Source organism: Alloalcanivorax profundimaris (genome assembly GCF_015265435.1).
Classification (GTDB): Bacteria; Pseudomonadota; Gammaproteobacteria; order Pseudomonadales; family Alcanivoracaceae; genus Alloalcanivorax; species Alloalcanivorax profundimaris.
Window position 1 is genome coordinate 198919 of the sequence record NZ_JABJWH010000040.1, and the last position, 15228, is coordinate 214146.

Sequence of the window (15228 nt, forward strand, 5' to 3'; positions counted from 1 at the left end):
TTTTTGTCCCGCAGTGTGAAACAAAATCGATGTCATCGATGGTTTTCATGCAACTTAATCATTTTTAAGCATTATTGTGCCCCTCTATATTCATTTTCAGGCCCTCTTCATCGGTTCCCATCACACACAACAAAAGAGGAGCGCGGCACGATGAAGGCAACCACGATTTCCGCCCCGGGCGCTCACCGCCCGGACCCCGACCGGCCGATTCTGATGCTGCTGCCCGGCATGGTGTGCAACGGCCGCGCCTGGCGCGACCAGGCCCGCCACCTGGCGGGCCGCTGCGAACCGCGCATCGCTGACTACGGCGGCGCCCGCCACATGACCGACATGGCCCGGGCGGTGCTCGCCCAGGCGCCGGACCGCTTCCTGCTGGCCGGTCACTCCATGGGCGCCCGGGTGGCCATGGAAGTGCAGCGGCTGGCGCCGGAGCGGGTGCTCGGGCTGTGCTTCGCCGGCACTGAATGCGGCCCCAGCCCCGCCGGCGAAGCGGGCCGCCGGGAAACCGAAAGCCGCGACGCCTTGCTGGCGGTGGCCCGGCAACAGGGCATGCCCGCCATGGCCCGCCGCTGGCTGCCGGCCCTGATCCCGGAAGCCCGGCTTGCCGACGAGCAACTGGTCGAGGACATCCTCACCATGATCGCCGAGCATTCCCCGGACCAACTGGAAGCCCACATCGCCGCCGGCGCCACGCGCCCGGATTCCCGCGCGGTGCTGCGCGCCATCGCCACGCCCACCTTGCTCCTGGCGGGCGCCGAGGACCGGCTGCGCCCGCCGGCGGCCCACCGGGAAATGGCCGCCCTGATCCCCGATGCCCGGCTGGTGGAGATTCCCGGTGCCGGGCACATGCTCACCATGGAAAACCCCGAGGCCGTCAACGCCGCCCTGGATGAATGGGTCGCGGCGACCCGGCCGCTTTGTTCCCGAGGGGCGGCGCCTACCCCGGCCCGCCCCGTCAATGTCGACTAAAAACAAGAGGACATGACGATGACCGAAGCCACTACCGTTAACGGCAACCCGGAACGCATCGCCGCCCTGCGCCAGGCCAATCGCGTGGGCAAGCTGCACCACCACGCCTTCATGGCCCGGGACATGGAAGAAACCCGCCGCTTCTACGAGGACATCCTCGGCCTGCCGCTGGTGGGCACCTGGGTGGAGCGGGTCAACCCGGTCACCGGCCAGCCGGACAACTACGTGCACACCTTCTTCGAACTCAATGACGGCAGCTGCCTGGCGTTCTTCCAGTTCAAATCCGAGCAGGCGAGCGAGGAGACCTCGGTGAACAAGTTCGAGGACATCAACCCCTTCGCCCACCACATCGCGCTCACCGTGGAAGGCAAGGATACGGTACGCCACTTCAAGCAGAAGCTGGCCGACGCCGGCGTGTCCGCTTTCGAGACCGACCACGGTTACTGCTACTCAATCTATTTCCATGACCCCAACGGGCTGCAGGTGGAACTGACCACCCTGGTGCCGGCCACCGACCGGCTGATGAACGAAGCCGCCGACACCGCCCACGAGACCCTGGCCACCTGGCTCAAGGAAGAGGACATGGCCAGCAACAACACCGAGCGCGGCGACGGCTGGGTGCGCGCATAAAAACAAAGACAAGAATCAAGAACCAGGAGATCTGAAATGAATACTGAAACAGTTCTGATCGTGGGTGGCGGCCCGAGCGGTTTGATCATGGCGCACGAACTGCTGCGTCGCCGGGTGCCGGTAAGAATTGTGGAGAAAAGGCAGGGGCCGTCCCACACCACGCGAGCGATGACGGTGCATGCCCGTTCCATGGAAATGTTCGAACACATGGGCCTGGCGCACCGGCTCGAGGAAGTGTGTCTGGAGTGCCCCGGCAATATCTACCATTTTCCCTTCCTGGAGGATCATCAGCATCCGCGTACCGATTACCGGAATCTTCCCACCCGTTTTCCTTTCTACTACAAGATCAACCAGAACGACTTCGAGCAGGTTCTGCGGGAGCACCTTTATTCGCATTACAGCATTCGGCCGGAGTACCAAACGGAGCTGGTGGGCCTGAGTCAGGGTGGCGACCGTGTTCATGCTTCGATCAAACGCCCCGACGGCAGCCTGGAAAAGCAGGATTACCCCTGGGTGGTCGGTTGCGACGGCGTACGCAGTTTTGTCCGCGAGGCCGCCGGCATTGAGTTTGTCGGCGAGGATGTGGCGGTCATGGCGATGATGGACGTTGAACTGGAGAACGTCACTTTCGATGATCGCTGGATGAATTACTACTTCAATAAAGACCTGTTCATGAACTGCACCAAGCTGCCAGGGAAGTACTGGCGGATCTACATGAGTGAGCCCACCGGCGAATACGTGAACGCCGAGGACAAGAGGCAGGCTTTTCAGGAAGTGGCTGACCGGATCGGCATCGGCTTCAAGGTGGGCGAACCGCAATGGGCCACTTCCTGGCAAATCAGAAACAACATCGCCGAGAAGTACCGCAATAACCGCATGTTGATATGCGGCGATGCATCGCACGTCCATTCGCCCTCCGGCGGGCAGGGAATGAACGGCTGTATGCAGGATGCGTTCAACCTGGGCTGGAAGCTGGCCGCGGTCTACAAGGGGCAGGCGCCGGAGCGGATCCTGGATACCTACGAAGTTGAACGAAAGCCCATTGGCGAGCAGATCAGCGAGGGGGCCATGGCGACCCACGAGATCGTCATGGGCTTCGGCGTCGAGCCGGAGGACCGGTTGCACCTGACCAAGGTGCCGGGCTGGGAGGAGCGGACCGTGAATCTGGTATCCGGCTTATCGCACACCTACCGGGACGTGGTGCGTCTGCCCGAGGGGCTATCGGCGGTGGCCGGCCCGGAGGCGGGGGATCGGGCCCCGGATGCCAAGCTGCTTCGCGAGCCGCGGAAGCGGGTGTATGACCTTTGCCGGCATCCCGGTTTCACCGTTCTCGCGATTCCGGGCAAGGCGCGTGAGCAGGATCTGGCTTCCTTCTCGAGGCTGAGCCAGGAGCTGGAAGCGAAGTTCGGTGCTTCCGTGTCCGTTTTTCTGATCGCCGAGGATGAGCGGGCCGGCTTCGATATGGATCACTGCTGCGCGGATGAAACCGGAGAGGTACTGGAACGATACGGGATTGGCGACGAAGGCCGCCTGGTCGTCATCCGGCCGGACCTGTTCATTGGTCTGACCTGTCTGCCGAAGGACGGCAACCTGATCGGCGAATACATGGAACAGTGGTTTCCGGCGCGGGCCAAGGCCGGCGATACGGCGAATACGGGTGCCGAGGAGCGCCTTGGCGAGACGGTTGGTTGAGACGATGAAGATTCATCACGTCCTTGTCCGTCAGCACGTCGATCTGTCCCGTTTCGAGGAAAGCGTGCGTTTCTACGAGGGTCTCTTCAACGAAGAGGCCCGGCTTCGGCTGACGCCGGTTGAAGGGGCGCTGCACGTGGCCCAGGTCGCCTCGGTCCTTCTGGTTGGCGTCGGTGCGGATATGGCCGGCGAGATGCCGGATGTCCGCTCGGCGTTTCTGGTGGACAAGCTCGAGGATGTAGTGCGCGATGTCGTCGCCCAAGGCGCCCGGCTGGTCGAGGCAATCACCACCATTGAAACCGGACAATACGCTCTGATTCGTCACCCGGACGGGCTTCTGGTCGAGTACGTGGAACACACCCGAAAGAATCCCAAGGATTTTGTCCTCTCCGAATAGTGCTTGCCTTAGCCGCCTTCCGGGCGGTTTTTTTGAGGAATGAATATGAAAACAACAAGATCAAAGGTCCGAATGTTATTGGGCATGGCTTTGATGGTGGCGGCCTCGTTCGGTCACGCCACCGAATCCGGTGGCTCCGCCTACGCCCATGGCGCGGAGGGCTGGATGACCGGGATGTTACCGCCCCCGGGCGACTATTATTTGAACTATCTGAATTACTACTCCGCGGACCGCCTTAATGGTCCCGACGGTAAAACCCAAATCGACGATTTCAGCATCGAGGCCAAGGCGAACGTCTTTCGTTATGTGAAAGTCACGGACAAACGACTGTGGGGCGCCAGTTACGCGTTCCAGGTTCTGATGCCGGTGGTCGACCTTGAGGTCGAGATGCTTGGGCAAAGGGACAGCCGCACCGGTTTGGGCGACATCATTGTCGATCCTTTTATTCTCGGTTGGCACTTTGACGATCTGCATGTCGTGGCCGGCGTCGATTTCATCCTGCCAACCGGGCGCTACGACAGTCAGCGTTTGGCCAATATCGGCAGAAATTACTACACCATCGAGCCGGCGCTGGCCGTCACCTATCTGCATCCCAGCGGGCTCGAGCTGTCCGGTAAGTTCATGTACGACATCAGCTTCGAGAACAATAAAACCAGCTATGAATCCGGCGATGAGGTCCATATGGATTACGCGGCGGGGTGGCGCTTTGGAAAGTGGTCCGCCGGCGTATCGGGGTATTACAACAAGCAGGTCACGGATGATCGCGTTTCCGGCAGGACGGTGGGCCCCGACGGTAATCGGGGCGAGGTGCTGGCCATTGGCCCGTCGATTCAGTATCGCTCCAAGACAGCGATTTTCTCCGCCTCGTTCCAGAAGGAGGTCGACGCCGAGAACCGGCCCCAGGGTGAAAAAGTCTGGCTGAACTTCATTTTGCCGCTGGGAGGCTAGCGCCGGCGGGCCGGAGATTGCCGCATCACTCCTCCTTCAGCACCCGGCGGATCTGCTTGGCGAACGCCTGGCTGGCGGCGGGCACGCCGCCGCCACGCATCCACAGCAGCCCCGGCGTGCGGATCGGCGTGGGGTTCTCCAAGGGCACCACGCTGACGCCGTCGGTGTCGGCGATGGCGATCTCGCCGACGATGCCGGCCAGCTCGGATTTGCGGATCAGCTGGATCATGGCGCCGATGGAGTCCAGTTCCACCACCACCTGGGGCTGGGCGTCGGCGGAGCGGAAGTGCTCGTCGATCAGCTGACGGGTGGAGTACTGCGGCGGCAACAGGGTCATGCGCAGGTTGTTCAGCTCCACCATGCGCACCCGTTTGCGGCTGGCGAAGGGGTGCCAGTCGGCCACCACCAGCACCATTTCCTCGTTGTAGAGCGGTTCGAACCAGAGGTCCTGGTCGTCCGGCGGGCGGTAGGCGATGCCGAGATCCAGGTCGCCGGATTTGAGCCGTTCGACGATGCGGTGCTGGGGCAGCTCCTCCACCTTGATGCGCAGGGCCGGGTAGCGGTCCAGGAAGGCGGAGATGCAGGCCGGCACCAGCCGGGTGTTGAAGCTCTGAATCACCGCCACGCGCACTTCGCCCTGCACCGCGTCGGTGGGCTGGTGGAGCGTGCTGACGGCGCCGTCGATCTGCTGCAGGGCGGGCATCACGCGGCTCAGGAAGGTATCGCCGGCCTCGGTGATCACCACCCGCTTGCCGATGCGTTCGAACAGTCGCGTGTCCAGTTCGGTTTCCATCTGCTTGATCTGGTGGGACAGGGTGGACTGGGTGACGTGGCACTTCTCGGCGGCGCGGGTGAAGTTGAGGGTTTCCGCCAGGGCGGCGAAATAGCGCAGATGTCGGAGCTCCATGGGGCGTCTCTTTTTTAACTAGTGATGCCATCGATCATTTTTATGGATATTTATCACTTTTAACCACTATAGCCCCCTTCTACGCTTTATTGAAATCTCACTGATCGGATGGATGAGAATAATGAAGATAGGTAAGGAAACGGTTCCCAAAACCGCCATCTGCACCTCCAACCAGGACACCATCGTGGTGCGCGGCCTGGACCTGTGCCAGGACGCCATCGGCCAGCTGTCCTTCACCGATTATTTCTACCTGCTGCTCACCGGGCGCCAGGCCACGCCCGCCACCCGGGCGGTGCTGGACGCCACCCTGGTGGCCATCGCCGAGCACGGCCTGGTGCCCAGTGTGCAGGCGGCGCGCATGACCTACGCGGCGGCGCCGGAGGCGGTGCAAGGCGCGGTGGCCGCCGGTTTGCTGGGCTGCGGCTCGGTGATCCTGGGCGCCGCCCAGCAGGCCGGTGAACTGTTCGACGCCATCGACCGGCGCGCCCGGGAGCAGGGTGAGGACCTGGACCGCGCCGCCCATGCGGTGGTGTCCGAGTACCGCGCCGCCAAGCGTGCCATCCCTGGCTACGGCCACCCGCTGCACAAGGCCCGCGACCCGCGCGTGGCGGCGTTGTTCAAAACCTCCAGCGAGGCCGGCGCCGGCCAGCGTTACGTGGAGATCGCCGAGGCGGTGGAGAGGGTGATTCCGGACGTGGTGGGCAAGGACCTGCGGCTGAACGTATCGGCGGCGATCCCGGCGGTGCTGCTGGGCGCGGACTTCCCGCTCAAGGCCCTGCGCGGGGTGCCGATCCTGGCGCGCAGCGCCGGGTTGATCGCCCATCTGTTCGAGGAGATGAACCAGTCCATCGGGTTCGCGCTGTCCTACCAGGCGTCCCGGGACGTGGAATATCAGGGTGAGGTGCCCGCCGGGTTCGAGGAGCAGCGCTCATGATCAAGGTTCTCGAAGGGGTGCGCGTGATCGAGCAGGGCACCTTCATTACCGGCCCCAACGCGGGCATGCTGCTGGCCGACTTGGGCGCGGAAGTGATTAAGGTGGAAAAACCCGGCAGCGGCGATCCGTTCCGGGCCTTCAAGGGCGGCCTCTACAGTCCCCATTTCCAGACCTACAACCGCAACAAGCGCAGCGTCACGCTCAACACCAAGGAGCCGGAGGATCTGGCCCTGTTCGATCAGTTGATCGCCGACGCCGACGTCTACATCCAGAACTTCCGCCCCGGCACCGCCGAGCGGCTGGGCGCCGGCGAGGAGCGCCTGCGCGCCATTAACCCGAAGCTGATCTACTGCTCGATCAGCGGTTTCGGCCAGGATGGACCGGCCGCCGGCCGCCCGGCCTACGACACCGTGGCCCAGGCCGCCAGCGGTTTTCTGGGGCTGTTGATCAACCCGGAGAATCCGCGCGTGGTGGGCCCGGCCATGGCCGATGCGCTGACCGGCTTCTACGCCGCCTACGGTATTCTCGGCGCGCTCCATGAACGCCATCGCACTGGCCGGGGCCGGGCGGTGGACGTGTCCATGCTGGAAGCCATGTGCCATTTCAACCTGGACGCCTTCACCCATTACTTCGCCGAGGGCGAGGTGATGACGCCCTACAGCCGACCCAGCGTGTCCCAGTCCTATGTGCTGGAGTGCGGCGACGGCAAGTGGATCGCGCTGCACATGTCCTCGCCGGAGAAGTTCTGGCAGGGCCTGGCCAACGCCATCGATCAGCCGGACCTGCTCAGCGACGCGCGTTTCTGCAGTCGCGAGAAGCGCATCGACCATCAGGAGCAACTGATTGATCTGTTGGGGGAACGCTTCAAGCAGCGCGACCGCGACGCCTGGTGCCGGCGCCTGGAAGAGGAGGACGTGCCCCACGCGCCCATGTACGACAGCAGCGAAGCGCTGCGCGACCCCCAGGCCCGGCATCTGCAACTGGAAATCAACGCGCCCCATCCCGCCGGCGGCGAATGGCGCACGGTGCGCTCGCCGGTGAGCTTCGACCACCAGCCGCCGCTCACCGTGAGCGCGCCGCCGGAGCTGGGTGATTACGACGAGGCCCTGCGCTCGGCGGCCCGGGCGCGCCTGGTGAAAGAGGGCTGATGAAGGGCGGCCGATGAAGGACGGCGGATCCGGCCGCCCTCGCGGCTTGCATCGCGGGCCGGGAACCGGGAAGCTTGCCGGCATGAAACGACCCTTCCGCTTCCTGGCCATCGTCGGCCTGTTGATTCTGTCCCTGGTCGCCGCCTGGCGCGGCGGCCTGCTGCCTGGCGTGCCGGCCCCCTGGCACGATGACCTGCGCATCCTGCATGAAGACCGGGACGGCACCGCCGTGATGGTGGTCGAACTGCGCAACACCGACACCCGCACCCGCTGGCACAGCGAGGGCGAGGACCATCGCATCGACATTCGCCGTCGAGGTCCCACGCTGTACGAGCTGGACATTACCTTGTTAGAGAATCGGATCGACCCGCCCATACGGCGCAATATGCATACACGATTGCAGCTGGAAGCCGGCCGCACCGAGATCGGAGGTTTCCGCTTCACCGAGCCGGGCAAGCCGGTGCGGCGTCAGTTGGTGGAACTGGTGCTGCCATCGAGTGCCGGGTAATGTTCACGGCTCGTGTGCCCGCTTTCCCAACTTTACATGGTAAAGTGGAGCTTGCAGGCACGTTGTGTCCCAATGGGACACTGCTGGAAAGAAAGCGCTGGGGGAGGAGAGGCATGAAGGCCGCGATCATCGTGGAAGATCATGACGATACCAGGGAATGGATGACGACCCTTCTGGGCGATGCCTTTCCGAATATCAGCGTGACCACCGCCAGTACGGTCGCTGGCGGGCTGGCTGCCTTGCAAAACGACACCTTCAGCCTTGCCTTGTTGGACATCAGCCTTCCGGATGGCAATGGCGTGACTCTGGTTGAGTGGCTGCGCCATCGCGCCCCTGATACTTATATCGTGATGGCCACGATCTTCGACGACGACGATCATCTGTTTGCCGCCTTGCGCGCCGGTGCCCATGGTTACCTTCTCAAGGACCAGCCCCGGGAAAGGCTGATCGAGCAGTTGTGCGGGATTCTGCGTGGTGAGCCGCCGCTCTCCCCCAGCATTGCCCGTCGCATGATGCGGCATTTTCGCCAGAGTCATGAGCCCGAACGCGACGATACGTTGCTCACCGATCGGGAGCGTGAAGTGCTTGGATTGCTGGCGCGGGGTTTCACTCGCACGGATATTTCCGCCGCCCTGGGTATCGCCGCCAATACCGTCGCCACCTATACCAAGAGTATCTACCGAAAGCTGGGGGTGTCCGGCCGGGCCGAGGCGGCGCTGGAGGCCGTGCGTTTGGGGGTGGTAAGACGGGATGGCTGACCCGGGGAATCATCAGTAATGGTTCGGCTGGGACCGGTTGCGCCACAACAACGTTTGCTTTTCGTGACCCTGATCGCGCTGTTCGTTACTGCTTTGGCGGCGGGGTACGTGATCAGTGTCCCGCAGCTTGGCGTCAACTGGCAGCCCGACGCGGCGCGCGATCAGTTGGTGGTCGAAAGCGTCTCCGAGGAGGGGCCCAACAGTGGCAAGCTGATTCCCGGCGAGGGCGTGGTGGCTGTCCAGCGGGAGGGGGGCGGTCTCACTCCGCTGTCGGCGGAGACCGTCCACGAAGATCCGGATTTGCTCTCCTATCAGGCCTATAACGCGCTCCTGGAGCAACAGAGCCGGATAGTCGAGGAGCTTGAGAAGGGTGAAATCACCTTCATCACATCGCAAGACAGGGTCGTAACGCTTACCGCCGCCACCCTGGTTGACTCCGACGCCCTTGGCTACTTCCTAATGAAAGCCGGTTACGGGTGGGTGGCGCTTTTGGTGGCGGTGGGCATCTGGGCTTACAGCCCGGGAAGAATCGAGACACGGCTGTTCTGTTTGTCAGGCATCAGCATTTTTCTCACCACCCTGACGCTGGGCACCTACGGCGGGCGTGAAATCGCCATTGATGGCGATGTGTTCGCCTTCCTGATGTCGATCAACCACCTTTCGGTGTTACAGGTCTGTGCCTCGCTGTCGGCTTTGTTCTGGGTCTATCCGATCCGCCAAGGCCGTTTCCCTCTGCATTATGTGATTCTTGGGGCGGGGGGGCTGGCCTGGCTCAGTGATCAACTGCAACTGACCGCGGGATCCCGCTATACGGTCTATTCCGTGATCGTGGCCGGCTTTATTTTCGGTGTGTTGGTGCTGGGGCGACAATGGTGGCTTACCCGCAATTCTCCGCTGGAGAGAGCGTCCCTGAAGTGGTGCGCATTGTCCGTTTTTTCCGGCTGCCTGTTACTGACTTCCTTGATTATGCTGCCGCCCGCACTCGGGGCCAATCGGGGTATCCCCTTATCGCTCAGCCTGATTTCCGTGCTGGTGCTGTATCTGGGGATGGCGGCCGGCCTGACCCGCTATCGGCTGTTCGACCTGGAGAGGTGGTGGTTCAAGACCTGGATATGGTTTTTCGGTGGTGTCCTGGTCGTGCTGCTGGACCTGGCGCTGATCTTTGGTCTCGGGCTGGCGGGGGAGATGGCCCTGGCTCTGTCCCTGGCCTTGGCAGGCTGGCTGTATTTCCCGCTGAGGCAGGCGCTGATGCGCCGACTGGGGCGAAACCGTGACAACAACTTTGATCTGGCACTGAAAAATCTGGTCGATAATCTTTTCTCAGCCAACAGCGTCGGGCGCATTCTCGCCGCCTGGCCGGATCTGCTGGCGCAGACCTTCGCGCCGCTTTCCATCACGGAGACCAGCCAGGGGACCGGCGGAAAGCCGGTGGCGGTTTCCAGGGACGGCGTACAACTCACCATCAGTGCCCTGGAGGCTGGCCAGACGGTGCTGAAGCTGGAGTTCGCGGATGGCGGGCGGCGTCTCTTCAGCCCCGAGGATTTGCGTATCGCCACTCTGCTCAGGGCGATCAGCAAGCAGGCTCTGTTCACCGTAAGAGCACGCGAAGACGGCGCCGAAGCGGAGCGCCGGCGTATTATGCGCGATCTGCACGACGATGTGGGAGGCCGGCTCCTGAGCGTGCTTCACAATGCCGGCGATGAACGCCAAGTCTCTCTGGCCCGAAATGCGCTGCAATCGCTGCGGGACGCACTACAAGCCCTCGATCTGGACTCCTCGAGCTGGCTGGCCGATTGCATTCAGGATTGGCATGAACTCTGTTCCCAGCGCTGTCATGAAATGGGGGCACAGTTACAGTGGTTCTTCACCGGAGACATCGACCAGGATCAGGCAATCACCGTGCGCCAGCGCATCAATGTCAGCCGCATTATCCATGAAGCGCTGACCAACGCCTTCAAGCACGCTCGCCCGGACTACATCAAGGTCCATTTGACGGTTGATAGCTCAATGCTCCGTATGAATGTCACCAATGACGGTGTCGCTGGTAACCCTTCCTTGACGGAAAGTATCGCCCGGCGTGGCCTCAATAACATGCGAACCCGCTGCGAAGAATTGGGCGGCCGATTCGCGTTCGATATCCGTGGCAAGGCGGCCACCGTCGATGCCGTGATTCGCTTGGACGGCGACTGAGTCCTTCCTGCCCGCCAGTCCCTGAGACCGAGTGACCCCGTTTGGGGGATGGGGCGGCTGCTCCCCTCCGCCTATGCTGACTCCGCTTGCCCTGGTCCACAGGGCTCCATGGAACGACGCAGCGGATAATAGGGGAACAACATGAAAACCCGTAACCAATTCTCGGGGGCACGCGCGGGCGTGCTGGCGGTGGCACTCGGCGCTTTGCTGGCCGGTTGCGGTGGAGACAGCAGCTCCAGCAAGGGCTCGGCGGCAGGCCCGTCCGACCCCGGCGGCGGGGGTGGCGGCGTTGAGCCCACCGAGCTGCCAGCCCTGGCCGGGCTAGAAGGCGACGCCGACAACCAGGACCTGCTGTATTTCACCCAGCCCGAAGGCGCCGATCCGGGGTTGTACGCGGTGGACCCGGCGGCGCCGGAGACTTCTATCCTGGTGGATGATCGGGTGCTACTGGATGAAAACGCCTTTTCGCTTTCCTACGATCGCAGCTTCCTGCCGATCCACGAAGCCACCCTCAACGAGGACGGTTCGCTGTCCGATTTCCGCGTCGATCGGGTGCTCTACTTCGACAACCGCTCCCTGCTGGACACTAACGGCTTTCATACCGCGGTCACCGATGCCGCTGACCCGCAGCCCGATCCGGTGTCCTCCGAGGACCTGATTCTGCTGACCAACGCCATCATCCAGTACGCCCTGGACGACGCGGACCACACCTCGGTGCTCTATGAACTCAGCGACCAGGGCTGGTACCAGTTCCTGCTCAGCGACGATGAAAACACCGACCCGTTGCAACTGGCGGAGCGCTTTACGCCGGTGGCGCCGGTGCTCGACCCGGACCTGGCGCGGGGCGCCGGCTATCTGGTGATCGACAGCGACGACGACAACCGCATTAAACGGGTCGGCATGGACCTGCACCTGGAGCCCGGCCAGGTCACCATCGAAGGGGTGGCGCCCGCCGAGACCGCCCGGGTGTTGCCGTTGGGCGGCCCGCTCAACGACGGCGCTCAGTATCTGGTGATCAGCGGCGAGGACAGCCCCGGTACCGGCGGGTTGTTCCTGTACCACCCGGATCAGGGCGACGTGGGCACGCTCGAGCAGGTGGTCGACGGGGAGGGTGACCCGCTTATTTTCAACGAATCCCTGTTCCCGCCGCCGACCCCGGCGCTGCCGGCGCCGCGGCATCTTACGCGTAGCGGTGAAGTTCTGTTTTTCGCCATGCAGGGCAACGTGCTCGGCGTTGGGGATTTCGATCTGGTGCGCGTGGAAGGCGCGGAATGGCGTCTGGTGGCCACGGAAACCGGCCTGGGTGAGTTCGTCATCGCCAGCGGCGACCGAGTGGCGGTGCACAGTGAAGATCAGGTGCTCAGCTTCGCGCTGGACGGTTCCGACCGACGCGTGATCGACAGCGACGATTCCATGTTCGGCCAGGACATCTCCACGCCGGTGTTGGGCGCGCGCAACGGCTGGATTTTCTATAACCGCGACACCGGCATCGGCGGCGCCGACCGCTTCGCGGTGGCCAACCGGCTGGACGGCAGCGATCAGGTGGTGATCGCCGACGCCTCCTGGGTGGGCGCCTCGTCTACCGGCACCGCGCCTTCCAGCACCCAGCTCGACGCCATGGAAGTGTCGGAAGTCTTCATGCTGGGCGGCGGCTCCGAGCTGGCGGCCGTGAATGCCGCCAACCCGGACGTCGGGGCGGTACGTCTGGGTCAGCTGCCTGGAGCCGCGGACGAAGTGCGGATGTACGGCCTGGCCCCCGGCCCCCACCGTCTGTTGCAGGCGGTCAGCTCCGGCGCGCCGGAAACCCTTGACGTGCTGTACGTGAACACCCGCGAAGAGGATTCGCTGCGGGTGATCAGCGAGCAGTCCAGCGGCGACGCCGACCAACGTCCGGTGAAGGGCTTCTGATGAAAAACTCGACTCTCGTTCTGTTCTCTCTGCTGGCCGTGCTTGCCGGCTGCGGCGGCGACTCTTCCTCCTCCGGCGGCACCACCGCCGCCGGACCGGCGGCCGAACAACCGGGGCCGGAACAGCCCGGCCCCGGCACCCCCGAGGGCGGCGGCGCGCTGAGTGGCGCGGCGCAGAAAGGCCCGTTCCAGGCCGGCGCCACCGCGCGGCTGCAAAGGCTGGTGAACGGCGCCGTGGACAGCGACACCGCGGCGCTGGAAACCACCGTGGACGAACGCGGCCGCTATGCGTTCCCGGAAACCGGCTTCGTCGGGCCGGCGTTGCTGACGGTTAGCGGGTTCTGGTTCGACGAGGGCGAGGGCCAGTTCAGCGGTGAACCGGTGACCTTGAGCGCGGTGGTCTTCCTTGAAGAGGGCGAACCGGCCGCCGACGCCAACGTCAATGTGCTCTCCGACCTGATCAGTGAGCGGCTGATGGCGGAACTGGCGGATCACAACGACGACTATGCCGCCGCCCTGGCGTCGCTGATGCCGGACTACCGCGAACTCACCGGCCTGCGCCGGCCGCCGGGTCAGCTGGACATGCTGGCCGGCTTTATCCCCGGCGAGACGCTGGACGTGGGTTTCTACCAGGAGGTGCGGGTGCTACCGCTGCTCAGCGCGGCGGTGGCGGAAAACGGGCTGCCCGCCCTGGAAGCGGGGCGCGCCGGCTTTGCCCGGGGCGGCGCCGATGACGAGGATGCCGTGGCGTTCTGGGACGCGATGAAAACCGGCTATGGCACCCTGCTGGCCGAATACCCGGATGAAGAATCGCTGGTGGCCGACATCCAGCAAAACCTGTCGGGCCAGTACCCGCTCAATGAAGGTGAAGGGTTTCCGCCGGCGTCCCTGGGGGCGCTCTCGGAAGCAGTGGGGTTCGCGCCCGCCTGTTCCCAGGGCCCCGACGGCGGCGAGGAAGGCTACCGGCGCGTCTGCGTGGACGCCGGGCCGCAAACCACCAGCCTCGCTTCCGGCGCCGCCAACGCCCGGGACTTTTACCTGGAGGCACCCTATGGCGGCTCCTTCACCGTGCGCCTCAGCCACGACGGCCAGACGCCGGACTCCGACACCATCTTCCAGTACCGCCGCGCCGGCAGCAGTGGCCCGGGCACCCTGCTGGAAGAGTGCAGTACCCGCAGCGCCTGCACGGTGGCGTCCATGTCACTGCGCAAGGGCGAACGGGTGTATCTGCGCGCCATCGCCAACAGTGGCAGTGAGCGTTCCGTGTCGGTGGAAGCGATACTGCTCAGCGACGGCCACTGGCTGGAGCCGGTAATCATTGAGCCCTTCCTGGCACCGCACCAGGGCCAGGTGGGCAGCCGCGACGGCAGCCTGGCGCCCTCCGATTACGCGGCGGAAACCGCCAACAGCCACGCCCATTACTTCCTGTACCTGGGCAAAACCGCCGGACGCACCCTGGTGGTGGACCAGTTTCTCTGCGGCGACGCCATCCTGCCGCCGGGCCACAGCACCCGGGTACTGCTGGTCAAGCTGTTGGGCAGGGACACCGAAGTGGTCAGCGAACGTTCGGTGCGCCGCTGCGAGGGCTTCCGCCATGACTTCGAAGCTGGCCAGGCGGGCCTCTACTACCTGCGTGTGCACGCCGATTACCAGCGCGTGTCGGGTCTGAGCCCGTCATCCGCGCCATACCGATTCCGTATTCGGGGGACTCAACCATGAACGCACAGCGTATCCCCATTCTGCCCCGCCCGCTGCTGGCGGCGCTGATGCTCGGCTCGCTGGTCCTGGTCGGCGGCGCCCGAGCCGACCAACTGGCAGGCACCTTGGGGGGCGAACCCCAGCGCTGGTACGTACTGTCCGGCGAGGATGGCGCGCAGGGCACTGCCACCTTCGCCGTGCTCGGGCCTGGTATGGCGCGTTACAGCCTGCAGGGGCACCTCGAAAGAACGTTCGCCACGCGTGGCTCGCTGAGCCTCAACTTCACGGTAATGAACGGGCAACTGCTGGGAGCGCCCGAAGTGTCCTATTTTCCCAGCGACAAACTGTTCCCGGTGTACAGCAATGAAGGTGCCGGCGACCTGACCATCAAGGCGTTGGATAACCATGGCAACCAAACGCAACTGAGGGGCCGTTACCAGGGTATGTTGGTGCGCCTGGAAGGGGTCGGGCAGGCGCCCAACGGTAGCGATACGCTGACGCTGGATATCGAATTTGATGTGGGTATGACTAGTCGGTAGCCA

The 15228-nt window shown here is 63.9% G+C and carries 14 protein-coding genes; 13 read left to right on the forward strand and 1 reads right to left on the reverse strand.

Annotation, left to right across the window (positions count from 1 at the left end):
- Positions 1-150 precede the first annotated feature (150 nt).
- Genes HMJ39_RS18380 through HMJ39_RS18400 form a run of 5 tightly spaced genes read left to right on the forward strand, consistent with a single transcriptional unit; the run spans position 151 to position 4636 of the window.
- A complete protein-coding gene (locus HMJ39_RS18380; RefSeq protein ID WP_194298420.1) occupies positions 151-969 on the forward strand; it encodes an alpha/beta fold hydrolase in 819 nt (272 codons plus the stop codon).
- Positions 970-987: 18 nt separating this feature from the next.
- Positions 988-1599, forward strand: coding sequence for a VOC family protein (locus HMJ39_RS18385; protein WP_161383546.1), 612 nt, complete (start codon positions 988-990; stop codon positions 1597-1599).
- Between the two features lie 36 nt (positions 1600-1635).
- The gene (locus tag HMJ39_RS18390; RefSeq protein WP_194298421.1) at positions 1636-3291 is read left to right on the forward strand and encodes an FAD-dependent monooxygenase; all 1656 of its coding nucleotides are present in this window, start codon (positions 1636-1638) and stop codon (positions 3289-3291) included.
- A 4-nt stretch (positions 3292-3295) separates the two neighbouring features.
- Positions 3296-3688 (forward strand): VOC family protein, encoded by a 393-nt coding sequence (locus HMJ39_RS18395; protein WP_194298422.1) that lies wholly within the window; start codon positions 3296-3298, stop codon positions 3686-3688.
- 45 nt (positions 3689-3733) lie between these two features.
- A complete protein-coding gene (locus HMJ39_RS18400; protein ID WP_194298423.1) occupies positions 3734-4636 on the forward strand; it encodes a SphA family protein in 903 nt (300 codons plus the stop codon).
- A gap of 25 nt (positions 4637-4661) precedes the next feature.
- Here the strand turns inward: HMJ39_RS18400 and HMJ39_RS18405 are convergent, their stop codons facing one another.
- Entirely contained in the window at positions 4662-5543 is an 882-nt protein-coding gene (locus tag HMJ39_RS18405; protein WP_194298424.1) for a LysR substrate-binding domain-containing protein, read from the reverse strand.
- 121 nt (positions 5544-5664) lie between these two features.
- Here HMJ39_RS18405 and HMJ39_RS18410 point away from each other — a divergent pair, with 121 nt between their 5' ends.
- From HMJ39_RS18410 to HMJ39_RS18445, 8 genes are all read left to right on the forward strand, one after another.
- Positions 5665-6477 carry a citryl-CoA lyase gene (locus tag HMJ39_RS18410; protein WP_161383540.1) on the forward strand — a complete coding sequence of 271 codons (813 nt, stop codon included), beginning with the start codon at positions 5665-5667 and terminating at the stop codon, positions 6475-6477.
- Positions 6474-7625: a CaiB/BaiF CoA transferase family protein gene (locus HMJ39_RS18415; RefSeq protein WP_194298425.1), complete on the forward strand. Its 1152-nt coding sequence runs from the start codon at positions 6474-6476 to the stop codon at positions 7623-7625. The genes HMJ39_RS18410 and HMJ39_RS18415 overlap by 4 nt, the downstream gene beginning before the upstream one ends.
- Positions 7626-7707: 82 nt before the next feature.
- Positions 7708-8133, forward strand: a complete 426-nt coding sequence (locus HMJ39_RS18420; RefSeq protein WP_194298426.1) for a hypothetical protein — start codon at positions 7708-7710, stop codon at positions 8131-8133.
- Between the two features lie 113 nt (positions 8134-8246).
- On the forward strand, positions 8247-8891 hold the full coding sequence (locus tag HMJ39_RS18425) for a response regulator (protein ID WP_194298427.1): 645 nt from the start codon (positions 8247-8249) through the stop codon (positions 8889-8891).
- A 63-nt stretch (positions 8892-8954) separates the two neighbouring features.
- On the forward strand, positions 8955-11081 hold the full coding sequence (locus HMJ39_RS18430) for a sensor histidine kinase (protein WP_194298428.1): 2127 nt from the start codon (positions 8955-8957) through the stop codon (positions 11079-11081).
- A 141-nt stretch (positions 11082-11222) separates the two neighbouring features.
- Complete coding sequence (locus HMJ39_RS18435) at positions 11223-12989, forward strand: hypothetical protein (protein ID WP_194298429.1); 1767 nt, start codon at positions 11223-11225, stop codon at positions 12987-12989.
- Complete coding sequence (locus HMJ39_RS18440) at positions 12989-14707, forward strand: hypothetical protein (protein ID WP_194298430.1); 1719 nt, start codon at positions 12989-12991, stop codon at positions 14705-14707. The genes HMJ39_RS18435 and HMJ39_RS18440 overlap by 1 nt, the downstream gene beginning before the upstream one ends.
- Complete coding sequence (locus HMJ39_RS18445) at positions 14704-15225, forward strand: hypothetical protein (protein ID WP_194298431.1); 522 nt, start codon at positions 14704-14706, stop codon at positions 15223-15225. Before HMJ39_RS18440 ends, HMJ39_RS18445 begins: the two co-directional genes overlap by 4 nt.
- The last annotated feature ends 3 nt before the right edge of the window (positions 15226-15228 follow it).